Raw genomic sequence first — 12,892 nt, 5'->3', positions numbered from 1 at the left:
TTAAAGGATACCGACAAGCGCTAACCGGCAATTGGTTCCCTTGCAATCGGGTCTATCGCCGTGTATGACTTCCATTTCAAATTCGTGCGTCCCGTAGATCAAGTCCTCCGCTACCGTATACATCCTGTACCAGCCGTCATTACCGCACCAGTCAGGACGCTCCCGAACCGAAATCTCCCATGGTCCGTTATCTAGGCGATACCGGAGCTCCGAGGAAGTTTTGCCGAAGTCAAATCCCAACGACAAGCCCCGGCCCACGAAGCTGAATTTTAACTTCGCGCCGATTGCCGATGTTTCAAGCACCTGATCCATCCACTCCAAATGCGGCCAACGTCGGATGACCCAAGGTCCTTCGGTTTCCAATTCGGACAATGGCAAACTTGAAGCCTTCTCCCAGTTGTCCGGATTAAGCGGAGTCGGCAGCGAAAACTTTTCGTCCGGCTTAACGGCATGCCGCGACTCCGACAGCTCGTTCTCCAGAAACGCGATTACGCTTCGGGCATAACTCAAACTTCCTCTCTCTGTCGGGTGCAAGCCGTCAGGAAGCCATTCTTCCCAGCGCATCCTTCCCCGCCGCACCTCTTCGAGCGCGTGCATCCCCATCCCTACCGAACCTATTCCATAGTGTTCCGCCAGATCTTCGAAATCCGCGACGGACGCAGGCGTTCCGCCTTCGCTCATCTCGCGGTAGAAGGATTGGCGGAACGTATGGACGATCACGACATCCCTGCGGCCGTCAACCAATAATTTTCGCAGAAGCCCTTCCCTTGTACGCATCCTTTTTTCACTCGGTTCGTCTTCGTCGTTCACGGAGTAATCCACAAAAACCAGGTCGCATTCCCGTTCGATCAATTCATGCTCGGCCCGAAACACGGCCAGTTCGCTGCCCGTCGCCCCGATGGCGGCATTTTCTATAAATAACCGTACATGCGGGTAACGCTCCTTAAACCATGCAATGACGGGCTCGGGCCAGTTATGGCGCGTTCTGGCATCCGTAATCGAACCGCCGATAAATCCCAATCGTACCGTACCGGAGTCCAGCGCTTGCTGTGTATTCCGGAGAGGTCCTCTATGTTTCCAAATTTGCTCATTCATCATTCGCTCATGTTTCCTTTCAATTAACGATCTATTTGTTTATTGATCCTTAATTGGCGCACTTCCCTTTCTCCAGTGCCATTCACTTTCTTCCCGAAATCTTGACACCCAACCTTCAGGCGGCTTCTCCCAGTCTCTAAAATCTAAAATGGCTTTGCAAAATTGTTCCGAATGTTCACTGGATGGCTTTTCAAGTAATGTGTCGATTATTTCTATTAGGTTATCCGGCTTTTCTTTCGCATTTCTTAACTCCCACATAAACCATTTATGATATGGATATAGAATTTTATTATGTGCTAATATCATCCTGCCTCCATACATCACCAGTTCATTAGTTGCCCACATAAGCAAATATTTATCGTTTCGTTTTTCTGCCTCTGGAATACCGCAACGCATTGCTTCCAAATGAGCATAAAATGACTGTATCTTCTGCTCTTGTTCACTATGTTGATATTCTCTTATTTTGCTTATTACATTCTCGAGTTCTGGGATTTTGGAAAATGCAATAAACGCACCTATAAAAGCTGCTCTCGAAGGTTCATTTCCTCTCTCTGCAATTTCATGCAGGAAATTAATATCAACTACCGAACCATCGATATATCCGTCAGGATAATCAGATAAATCTGTTCGAAAGTAATGAAATTCCTTAGTTTCTTGTCTTCTTTTGAATTCTTCTTCTGTAGCTATAACAATAACGTCAACATCCGAATTTTCGAGTTCTCTCCCTTTTGCTATAGAACCGCCTATTATTAAGGCTAGATATCGACTATCATTTTTCATTTCATTTACTAATTTCGATATGGTTTGTTTATGATGTTCTTTCACAGAAACACCTCGGTTTAGCATTTTGTACTTGCGGGTTTCACATAACGTCTATTTTACCGCGAATTTCGACCAACCATTTGTGCAGATCATGCCGAAGCCTCGAAACCACATCAGGATATTGATGCATAAGATTGATTTGTTCACTAGGGTCGACACTTAGATCAGATAGATGAACGGGCTCTGCAGCCGTTCGTGAAATATCGAGCTTACCATCCAACACAAGCTTCCAATTCCCCTCGCGAATAGCCGATTGTCCGTTATATTCCCAAAAGATTTGTCGTTCTCTCATTTCAGCTTCACCGCGGAGAACGGGCATGACATCAAAGCCGTCTAGACTACTGCAGCCGCTATCAGGCACTACCCCTGCCAGTTTCAGAAAAGTCGGGAAAATATCAATCATCGCAAACGGTTCGGACTTCACCTGCCCGCCTGAAACATACGCAGGAAAACTCAGAATCGCCGGTTCGCGTATGCCTCCTTCGAACAGACTCGCTTTGTGTCCTCGGAAAATACCTGCACTGCCTCCGTAGTATAGATCTTCAGTGCCGTCAAGAAAATTGCGGGATTCAGTGGACGGACCGTTATCGCTGGAGAAAAAAATAACGGTACTCTCGGCATGCCCGGTTTTCTTTAATTGTTCCATTATCGCGCCTACGCCATCATCGACAGCGGAAATCATCGCAGCCATTATGCGACGGTCCGGCGGCAGTCCGGGATATCGGTCTACATATTTAGCAGGCGCATGCATCGGATAATGCGGCGCATTGTACGGAACGTACATGAAGAAAGGCTGCTCCTCTTGCTGCCCGATAAACTGTACGGCTTTATCCGTAATTACATCCGTCAAGTAACTGCCGTTAAGCCATACTTCCTGATCGTTATGCCATAAATCATGGACAGGATTAATTCCATCGCCCTGTCCCCAATAAAAAATATGCGAATAGTAATCCACGCATCCCGCAAGAAATCCGAAAAATTCATCGAAACCATGGGTATTCGGATTATTATCCGCCGATACGCCAAGATGCCATTTTCCGAACAAGGCTGTTCTATAACCGCTGGATCGAAGCGCTTTCGCGAGAGTTGTCTGATCATCCGGCAGCCCGGATGTTCCCCGTTTTCCGCCAAGAATTTCGCATACTCCGGTTTTGGCCGGATATTTGCCCGTTAGCAGGGACGCCCGGGAAGGCGAACATACAGGCGAATTAGAGTACCAGTCGGTGAATCGCACCCCTTCGCTTGCCAATTGATCCAAATGCGGCGTTTGGATGACATCAGAACCGTAGCAACCCAAATCGCCATATCCCAAATCGTCGCAATAGATAATAATAAAGTTCGGCCTTTTCAATATATTCTCTCCCCATGGAGGTTTCGTTTGTATCTATAGTCGAGTTTTTACGGAATCCCGAACGACTATTTGCGGTTTCAACGAATACTGAAAGGTCAAGTTTTTTCCTTCCCTGCATTTCATTAAACCATCTATACAAAGCTTGCTCATTTCATCAACAGGAATATTAACGGTCGTAAGCGGAATGAAATCCAGCGCTTGAAGCTCGATATCATCGTATCCAACGAGCGAAACATCATCCGGAACGCGAATTCCCTTTTCCCTCAACCCCTTGTAAACGCCCAGCGCTACTGTGTCATTGATCGTCACGATTGCCTCCGGGAGCGAATTGCCGTCCTCCAAAAATCGGATGATCGCCCGATATCCGTCATGAAATGTATAACCGCATTCCTGAAACACGTTCGGCCCTACAGGGATATTCGATTCCTCAAGCGCTTTTCCAAAGCCCTGGTAACGAATCTCCGTTAAATAATCCGAAGGGTAGCCGCCGAAATAGATCATCTTGTTCAGATTGTTATCCAGAAGATAACGGGTTATCTGGTACGATCCATCCTCCAAATCCGGGATTACGAAATTTGTCTTGTGACTGTTAAGCGAACGAAGCGGAGACATAATGACCAACGGCACTTTAAATTTCTGAATGCGCGAGATCACTTTATGCATATTCTCTTCCTGGTTAAAAGCAAGTCCCGTGGCAAGTATTACTGCGTCCACATTTTTATTAATGAAGTTGTCCACAATGCTCAGCAACGTGCTCGAATGCCCGTCCGTGTGCCCAAGAAGAAGATACAGGCTATTCTTCCGAGCGTAATATTCGAGATGGCGAATGATGGCTAACGTGTACGGCACGGAAAGATCCGGTACGATTAAGCCGACAATATTCGTCTTTTTTGCCAACAGTCCTTGAGCGAGCGAATTCGGAACGTAATTCAGTTCCTCTGCAATGCTCATAATGAGCTCACGCGTTTCTTTGCTGACTTTTTTCTTATTGTTCAGTGCATACGAGACAGTGGCGATGGAGACGCCCGCTCGCTTGGCGATTTCGTGTATGGACATGAGACCTCACCCTTTAACTTGTTACCTCTATTATAGATAATGATTACGCAGACTACCAATTTTCGGCGAATCAACGGCCGCCGCGCCATCTGCTGAATATTAGATGATGGCGCACGGCTCGTTTCTCGACTTTATCCTTTCCCGTGCCCTTAACTTACGAACGACACTCCCAATCGAAATCGACTATCGTCGAAGTGAGCGGAATTCCCGTCGGGCCCCAGAACATGACAACGAAATTCGTATCGTTCTTTGCCGACACCGCCCAATGAAGCGGCGCCGTAGAGCTAAGCTGGATATCGACAAAGCTTGGAACCCCGCGACCTCCGTGCGCCACTGTAATCTCGCCGCTCGTATTGGTAGCTACTGTCGATCTTCCGGACGCAAGCTCGACCGAAATCTTGCCCGTACCGGCGAAATGGAAGCGAACTGCCGCCTCCCATGAATCGGCTCATCCCGGTAACCTTGACGTTGCTGTATTGTTTCGCATATACGGCGGGTGCCCCAGTTGCCGCCAGGTTCCAGTCCCACGCGCTTAAATTGTGAATGCCTACGCGGCAGTAACCCTCGTCAATACGAATAGCGTTCCCCCGGTAATTCCGGAAATCGGCATTGACCAAATCAAGATCGCAGCTGTCTCCGTTGCATCGGAACCCGACATTATCCGATCCGGTGTAACCCGTCTCACCCTGGGCGGTTATGTTCGTGTATTGCCCGGTATGTCCTCGCGCTCCTGCTGTAATCACAACCCCGTTAGCGCCGCGGTCAAAGTCCCCGTTGACCAATTTCAGTTTGTTAGTCGTTCCGTTGACAGGATCCCCATCAATGAGCAGGCCGATCTGATGAAAGATGGTGAAGATGTTCGAGAAAAAAGGTCCAAGCGAAGTTAACAGTTTTCTGCGGCTAATCATAACCGGTTCTTTTTCGCAGTCGAAATCAACCTGCTCGTTTTCTCGATTCATCTTGTCCATCCTCCTCGAAAACGGGTTACTTGCCGGCTGCCTTTCTCAACTCCATCGTTTTTTTGTTCCAAGCTTCGACCGGTGCGATTAGCGCATTGACATCCGTTCCGTTAAATATCGGAGCCGCAGTTGTAAGCCATGGATTTTCCCCGAAAGCCGGGATCGTCGGTCCGGGCGCAATACAGCACATGTCTTTGGTCAGCTTGACGGCCTCCGTATTTTTACCCTTCCACATCGGGGATTCTGAAATATAGTTTGTCAGCTCCTCGCTAATGACCGATGCATTCGAGCCGTGGTCAACCTTCCATTTTTGTGCCTCAGTCTCGAATTGGAAGCTGATCCATTTCCATGCCGCATCTTTATTTTTCGACCCTGCCAGCATAGCGATCGGACCGAAAATACGGTGGGTCACCTGCGACACTTTTCCCTTCGGATAAGGCAATACGTCCCATTCGAATTTCGCGTCCTTGCGCAAGCCTTCGAGCACCCAATCCCCTCCTATGTCGAACAGCGTCTTGCCGTTCATGAACGAATTGACCGATTCGCCCAGTTTGGCCCCTTTCACCCAGCCGGGCAAAGAACCGTCTTTGGTCATCAGTTCCTGCACCCATGTAACGTCGGCTAGTACTTCCGGCTTGTTTAGCACGCTCTGCTCCAGCTTCTCGTCCATATAGGACAGGTTAGGCGCATGGCCATTGGCCACAGCCATCGCATTCAGAAAGAAAATGCCGAATAGCGCGTTATTGGTCAGACCGTATTCGCCGGCCACCGGATCGGTCGCCGCTTTCGCCATTTCGCGGAACTTGTCGTACGTCCAATCGTTCCCCGGCATTTCCAAGCCGTATTTCGCCATGAGATCCTTGTTAATAAGCACCCACGTCGGCACATCGACGAACGGTACCGCATACTGCTTGCCATCGGTTTCCATCGATTGGAAAAATCCGTCCGGCAGCTTTACGTTCTTCAAGCTTTCGTCGGAATCAATATACGGCTTCAGATCTTCAAGCAGATTGCCTGTACCGTATTGGCTCAAATCCGACAGCCAAATCAGGTCCGCAGGAGTGCCGGCAGCTTCCAATGCCGTAATTTTTTCAATAATATCCTTGTCTACGGCTGAAGCGATAATGATCGGCTCGATCGTAATCCACGGGTATCGTTCGTGAAACTTAGCGTACAGATCGCCATACGTGTTATTCCACGTAATGAGATGGAGCGTAACAGGATCATGGTGTTCTTCCACTGGCTCCGGTGTGCTGACCGGGCTGCTCTCCTCAGTTGCAGTCCCGTTAGTATTAGTTGCGGTGGTGTTATTTTTGCTGCATGCGGCAACGACAAGCGATAAAATAAGCAATACTCCGATTAGCGCCATTCCAAAGCGTTTTCTTTGCATGTTTTGCCCTCCTCAAATTTTTGTTTTACCGAACAGAAAAACGTGCGAACAAACTCCGGCATCACCTCCCTTATGGGGCGCATTTCCCGATTACTCGACCAGCCCGGTCCGTTCGATGCCCTCCACGAACCAGCGCTGCAGAAACACGTAAACGAGCAGCGGTGGAAAGATAATCAGAAACGCGGCGGCCATTTTCGGGGCTTCCGATACCGGGTTGCTGCCGAGTACCGCATCGACATACCCTTTGGGCAGACCGGTCAGCACCTCATCCAAACGGTTAAGACTGATCGAAAGCGGCAAATAATCGTTTTGCAGAAACATTGAAGGCTCGTAATACATGTTCCAGTACCAAATAAAGGAGAACAAAAACACGACAAGGCAAGCGGAACGGGCCAGCGGAAGCATAATTTTGAAAAACAAGCGACCCGACGATGCTCCATCGAGCTTCGCCGCTTCTTCGAGTGTGGCCGGCTGGGTTTTGAAAAACTGACGGAAAATAATGATGAACAGCGCGCTGCGTATTCCCTGTCCAAGAAAGGCCGGAATAATAAACACAAGCGGCGTATTGAGCAGTCCGAGCTTGCTGTAGACGACATATAGCGGAATAATAATAATTTGAGGCGGTACGAGAAACGTAAGCATGATGAGAAAAGTAACGATCCCTTTGCCCGGAAAAGGAAGCTTAGCCAGCGCATAACCGGTCATCGCGCAAATGAAAACTTGGATAACCGAGCAGGCCAGCGCAATCGTAATCGTATTCATGAACGCTTCGGGATAGTTCAGCCCGAGCCAGGCCGTTCGCAGGTTTTCCAGATCGATCGTGCGCGGAATCCATTTGACCGTCGGATCAAGCAGATCGTTCAAGTTTTTGAACATGGTGCTGACGATATAAAACAACGGCTGCAAATACAGGTAAGCCAGTACCGAAAGCAGAAAATAAATCATGATGCGGGCGATCCAGCCATCGTTCGTGTGTTGGCCGAGCGCCGCCATCTTTACCCGCTGCATGCGGCGGCTCCAGATGAATCGGTTTACATGGGCGGCAGTATTGCGGTATATCTCCGCTGCTTTCATCTCCCGTCCCCCCTTCGTTTGGTGCTGCGGTTGAACATCCACAATACGAGCGCAAGCAGTACGAAGATGATCGCGAAATAAATCCAGGCGAGCGCCGTCGCATAGCCGTAGCCGGTATCCGGCTTAAACATATTGTTTTTCACATGTTCCAGCACCGGGTTCAACGGAAACGTAAACAAATCGACAATCGTATAGAGCGCATTTAGGCTGATGAAAGGTACCATCGCAGGCAGAGTGATTTTCCAGAAGCTATCCCAGGGAGACGCCCCATCGATGCGGATCGCTTCGTAGACCGATTTCGGTATGGTCTGATATCCGGCGATATAAATGAGAATTTGTACGCCCGAATACCATAAAACGATGATTGTTTTGTTCAGCACGCTCAGGATTGGTTTCGCAAATTCCTGTCCTACATAACTGCGTATAACCGGCTCCAAATCGTACTGGTCGAGAAACGGAATTTTCCCCGCATTTTGCGAGAACAGCTCCGTCAACACCTGCCCGGTGGCAAAAATGACCGGAAGAAAAAAGACTGCACGGAACAGAAACCGCCCGGGAAAACTCTGGTTCAGCAGCAGAGAGACCAGCAGGGAGAAAATAACGATGACCGGAATCATGATCAGCATTTCCTGCACGTATTCGATCAGTTGGATCGGAAACACGTTGTCTTTAACAAATGCATCCTTGAAGTTCTGCAAGCCGATAAAGTTGTACTTGAATCCGCCTTGCGACGGGACCACCTTGTTGAAGCTCATAAACAAAGACCAGCCGAGCGGAATGGCGATCAGCATGCAAAAGCCGATGGCCCATGGCAAGATGAACAAGTAGCCGACCCCGTATTGCTGCAATTGATAACGGAGAAATCCTTTGTGCCGCTGTCTGGTTATTTTCACTGGTTACCTCCTTTGGCGACCTCGAACGACCGCTTGCCGTAATCGACCGTCACTTCCGTTCCGTCTTCATAGGTGGTTACGAACACTGTGTCAGAGCGCTTGTCATGTGCAACAATCGCCTGGTTAAACAGCGCAGCCAGCTTGTCGAAATCCTTGTACTCCTTCATCATGCGTTCCTTCCATAGGTCGAACTCGCTGCTGAACAAATAATCGGAAGCCGTGTTCTTCAGCAACCGCGACCGTTCCCATGTCACATAAAAAGCGGGAAGAGCGCCGTATTCAATCGCTTTGAGAAATTGTCCCTCGTAATCGTCCCGCATATTGCCGGCCGTCGAAGAATAAGACACGTAACCGTGAATCGCGATCGGATAAAACGGCACCGTCTCATCCACCATAAAATAATAGTTGCCCTCGAGCGGGAAATCGCTGATATGGTCCACCGCGCCAAGCGAGAAATCGCTGCCCGAATAAACGCCTGAGCGTCCCAGTTGCTGCTGCGTGTAGGCCAGCAGATTACGGTACATTTGCGATGTCTGCCTGCGCTCCGTCGGCGTCTTTTCATAGTCGCGGAACGTAAACTCGCCGAGCCAATTGTAATGAATGCCGTCAACTCCGATCGGTTTCAGCTTTTCAATCGTTTCGAACGCATAGGCTAGCGTCAGTTCCGGCTTCAACAGAAATTCGTTCGAGCCGTTGAAAAACACGGTGCCGTTGATGCCCCTTACCCCTTTCGATTTAGCGCTGATCGAAGAGCGGGCGTCGACGTAAACGAAATTATCTTCAAATAAGACAGTGAAGCCCAACTCGTGCATCCGGTCAACAAACGTCTTGGCTGCTTTACTGCCTCCTAGCCCATTCTCGATCGGAAACCGTTTGGCGGCATTAAAGTCGCCGCCGTCCTGCCACCCGTAGTAAACGATACGAATATTAGACATACCGCTGTCGCTCAACTCCGTGACGATCCGCTCCGCTTGCTCGAAGGTCGTCACAGGAATATACTGTTCGCGGTTATAAGCATCCTGGGAGTTGCCGCCGACAATATTCAACGTAAGCGGAATATGCTCCGCCGGCGCCATCTTGTCGCCGAGTTGCCCGCTAGCCTGCAACTCCTCGCGGTAGGAAACGGCCATCCCGGTATAATTCGCCTCTTTACCGATCATAAACCGGTATTCGACCGTCCGGTCGAGCTTCATCCGATCCGACTCCACCGTCTTGAACGGCATGCTCAAAATCCCGTTTTTACGCAAAAATTCTTCCCGGTACATGAAGCTTGCATTGACGTTGTAATAAGTCGATTTCAAGCCGGCCGGCATGGCCTTGATGACGGTTTCTTCCTTCCCTTCCTTAATAATGGCCAAGTATGCGTTATCTCCGCGCTTAACTCCGAACACTGGGTACGTAATCCCTTCACTGATCGACCCGCGACTGCTCTTTCGAGAATCCGGACGAACATTGGAGACTTCGCTTCCGTAAATCTGATTGCTATACCCCTGAGTCAGACTGGAGTGGGGAGCATTGAATTTAATGATCCCGCCGGGTCCATCCGGCAGAAGGATATAGCCATCCTCTCCGGGTTTGGCCGCGCCAAAGTACGGTAGTACATCCAGCGAAAAGATCGCGAACTCGCCTTTCTCCGTAATACCGTCATCGGGCACATGAACGATCAACCCGTGATCGGACAGCTCGTACTGGACGATTACTCCGATCTGTTTATCCGTAAATTCGTATGAAACCTGCAGTCCGCCTTCGTAGCGAAGAAACGAGATTCGCAGTTTCTTGCTCGTCGTGTTGAGGAGGTCTCGTCTCGCTTTATCGCCGAATCCGAAATAGTCCATGACGAGCGGCGACTTCAAATTGGACAGCAGCAATCCCTTTACCTTCTCGTCCGCAAGCTTCTCTTCCGGCGGGTTGCTTCGCCATTCATAACCACTCCGTTTATCCGTAACGATAATTTGGGTCGTCTGCGGATGAATGCGCAAAGCGAAATTCTCGTTCTCGATCGCGGTCACATAACCGGCAGCATCGCCACCCTGCGGCAGCCAAGCTTCACCGCTGCGTACCTGCAGTTTAGTTTGAGCTTGCGGCTCCAACCCCATCTCTTCAAGCGTCGGCAATTCACTTCTTTCGAGCAGAACCGTCAAAGCAATCACACAGGCGACAGCGGCCAAGCCAAGGGATATCCACGCCTTTTTACCCGGCCGTCGGATGCTAGCCATAGAAGATCACCTCCCGGTAAAGTTGACGGATGAAATCATAGAGATTAAAGGTTAGCCCGGAGACGATAAAGGCGAAAAACCAAATGATAATAATGGCAAACAAGCTGATGAGAGAATTGCGTATCGTTTCCAGAAAATCGAAATTGTGAACGACCTGCGTGCTGACGAATAGCAGGACAAGCAGCCAGATCAGCATCGCCTGATTCCACAAATCAACGATAACCCGCTCCTCCAACACGACGATGTTCGACAATACGATAATCGGAAGAGAAAAGATAATGTAAGGCGCCAACGCATACGTACTTGCCTGAATCACTTCCCGCAGCCGCCCTTCTCCGCCCTTCACGCTGCAGACTAGATAGTTGGCTATTATCCATGTCAGCCACGGAATGACAAAGAAGGCGAGTTTATTGAACAGATTAATTTGCGAATTGTCGACGGGATTAAATACAAACCCGGTAAAGTAAATATGAAGCAGCTTGATCCCGACGGCGAGCAGCAGAATGAATACGATAATCGCCCACGAAGAGGTGCGACCTTTCAACTTATAGAAGCCGGAATACGGATGCAGCAACACATGACGGAAATCTTTGAGATCATCGCGGTAGCGGATTAGCAGCGGCGGCCAGGAATGTTTGGCGGTTAAGCGGCGAAGCAGCCGGTAGCCGTACTTGACCGCCAAATAAGCAGCGGTCAACGCCAATATCAGATAGATCAGGTTGCGCTGCAGCCACGCAAACCGGATTTCCCAGAACGCCCGGGAATATCCTTCTACGTCATACGCGATTTTGAAGTTTTCCAGCGACTGCGAATAGCGCTTTTCCTCGAAGTCGATCCGTCCAAGACCTTGAAATGTCAAATTGTACATATCGTTCTGCTCATGCACCTTTTGCCAGTAGGGTTTGCTTTCCGTATACTGACCGTTCATATAAAGCATCGTCGCTGTAAGCACATGCTCTCCGAAGGAGGTTCGCTCGAAAGTTTGTATATTTTTGAGCTTGCTATCCGTGACCCAAATGCTATGTTTACTGTTCACCGCAATGCTCGTCGGAAAGCCGAAAAGCCCTTGCTGCTGCGAATCGGAGTCGATGTCGCCGAACGCAAAGAGAGCGTCTCCATACGGATCAAACAGCGTCACCGAAGCGGAATCCGAGTCGATGTCATATATAAAACCGTTCTGATCGACAGCTACATCGATAATGCCGATTGTGTTCCAGAAGCCTCGTCCGCGAAAGCTGTCATAACCGCCGGCATTCAATTTACGGATGCTGCCCGAATAAGACCCCGGCGACGCGGTAAAGAAAAATCCATCCTCATCTATCGTCACGTTGGCGATAGGCCGCGGCCGATTCGCGATTTCTTTGGCCAACTGCTCCTTGTTCAGAATCAGCTTCTTCAGCCAGTTCGAGTACGATTGCTCGGCTTTGTTGGCCCCGAAAGCACCGGTAAAGACACCGTCCGGGTCCAGCCGCATCAGTCCCTGATCGGAACCGCTTAGTATGATATACATCACGCCGCGCTTGTCGACGACAAGCTTGGATGGAACGAAGAAGGCGTCCTTGGCTAAATAGGGAGAATCCGGTTTTTTGTATTCTCGCTTGAAAGTACCGTTGGAAGAATACACCGCAATGCGCTGGTTGCCCGTATCCGCCACGTACACGATGCCCTCCTTGTCCACGAACACGCCTTCCGGCGCGTTTAATGCCCCCGCGCCATCGGTATCCCCTATAGAGCGCAGCTCGTTTCCGTCGGGATCCACGATTACAATACGGTTCGTTTTACGGTCCACAACATAAGCAATGTCTTTATCGTCGATGAACAGATCAACGGGCTCCTCCAGCGACAGCGTAATCGTTTTGCCTGGCACGTACACAGCCTGACTAGTGTTCCAGTTTCCGGAATTAGAATCCATATAGGCGGTGATGTAAGGCAGTTTCGCGGATACCGGAGAAGGCGTAAGCGATAATAACAAGCCGAAAACAAAGAAGAGCGGAAACAGTCGTTTTATCATTATCATCGCTTCCTTTATGATCATG

The 12,892-nt window shown here is 49.5% G+C and carries 10 protein-coding genes; all 10 read right to left on the bottom strand.

Annotated elements, in window-relative coordinates; all coding sequences use genetic code 11:
* The 10 genes from K7P76_RS30850 to K7P76_RS30805 all read right to left on the bottom strand — a co-directional run bounded on the left by K7P76_RS30850 (position 1) and on the right by K7P76_RS30805 (position 12,867).
* Positions 1–1,098, bottom strand: a complete 1,098-nt coding sequence (locus K7P76_RS30850; protein ID WP_232189949.1) for an SGNH/GDSL hydrolase family protein — start codon at positions 1,096–1,098, stop codon at positions 1–3.
* Between the two features lie 36 nt (positions 1,099–1,134).
* The gene (locus tag K7P76_RS30845; protein WP_232189948.1) at positions 1,135–1,920 is read right to left on the bottom strand and encodes a nucleotidyltransferase domain-containing protein; all 786 of its coding nucleotides are present in this window, start codon (positions 1,918–1,920) and stop codon (positions 1,135–1,137) included.
* A gap of 37 nt (positions 1,921–1,957) precedes the next feature.
* Positions 1,958–3,268: a sulfatase-like hydrolase/transferase gene (locus K7P76_RS30840; protein WP_232189947.1), complete on the bottom strand. Its 1,311-nt coding sequence runs from the start codon at positions 3,266–3,268 to the stop codon at positions 1,958–1,960.
* 33 nt (positions 3,269–3,301) lie between these two features.
* Positions 3,302–4,324, bottom strand: coding sequence for a LacI family DNA-binding transcriptional regulator (locus tag K7P76_RS30835; RefSeq protein ID WP_232189946.1), 1,023 nt, complete (start codon positions 4,322–4,324; stop codon positions 3,302–3,304).
* Positions 4,325–4,608: 284 nt separating this feature from the next.
* The gene (locus tag K7P76_RS30830) at positions 4,609–5,283 is read right to left on the bottom strand and encodes a hypothetical protein (RefSeq protein WP_232189945.1); all 675 of its coding nucleotides are present in this window, start codon (positions 5,281–5,283) and stop codon (positions 4,609–4,611) included.
* A 25-nt stretch (positions 5,284–5,308) separates the two neighbouring features.
* On the bottom strand, positions 5,309–6,673 hold the full coding sequence (locus K7P76_RS30825) for an ABC transporter substrate-binding protein (RefSeq protein WP_232189944.1): 1,365 nt from the start codon (positions 6,671–6,673) through the stop codon (positions 5,309–5,311).
* A 90-nt stretch (positions 6,674–6,763) separates the two neighbouring features.
* Positions 6,764–7,747, bottom strand: coding sequence for a carbohydrate ABC transporter permease (locus tag K7P76_RS30820; protein WP_232189943.1), 984 nt, complete (start codon positions 7,745–7,747; stop codon positions 6,764–6,766).
* Positions 7,744–8,640, bottom strand: a complete 897-nt coding sequence (locus tag K7P76_RS30815; protein WP_232189942.1) for a carbohydrate ABC transporter permease — start codon at positions 8,638–8,640, stop codon at positions 7,744–7,746. Before K7P76_RS30815 ends, K7P76_RS30820 begins: the two co-directional genes overlap by 4 nt.
* Positions 8,637–10,856 carry a DUF5696 domain-containing protein gene (locus tag K7P76_RS30810; protein ID WP_232189941.1) on the bottom strand — a complete coding sequence of 740 codons (2,220 nt, stop codon included), beginning with the start codon at positions 10,854–10,856 and terminating at the stop codon, positions 8,637–8,639. Before K7P76_RS30810 ends, K7P76_RS30815 begins: the two co-directional genes overlap by 4 nt.
* Entirely contained in the window at positions 10,849–12,867 is a 2,019-nt protein-coding gene (locus K7P76_RS30805) for a YIP1 family protein (protein WP_232189940.1), read from the bottom strand. Before K7P76_RS30805 ends, K7P76_RS30810 begins: the two co-directional genes overlap by 8 nt.
* Positions 12,868–12,892: the final 25 nt, after the last annotated feature.

It is taken from the genome of Cohnella silvisoli, from assembly GCF_021190915.1.
Taxonomy (GTDB): domain Bacteria; phylum Bacillota; class Bacilli; order Paenibacillales; family Paenibacillaceae; genus Cohnella; species Cohnella silvisoli.
The sequence above is the reverse complement of the archived record's forward strand: the minus strand, read 5'-3'. Positions and strand labels throughout refer to the sequence as shown.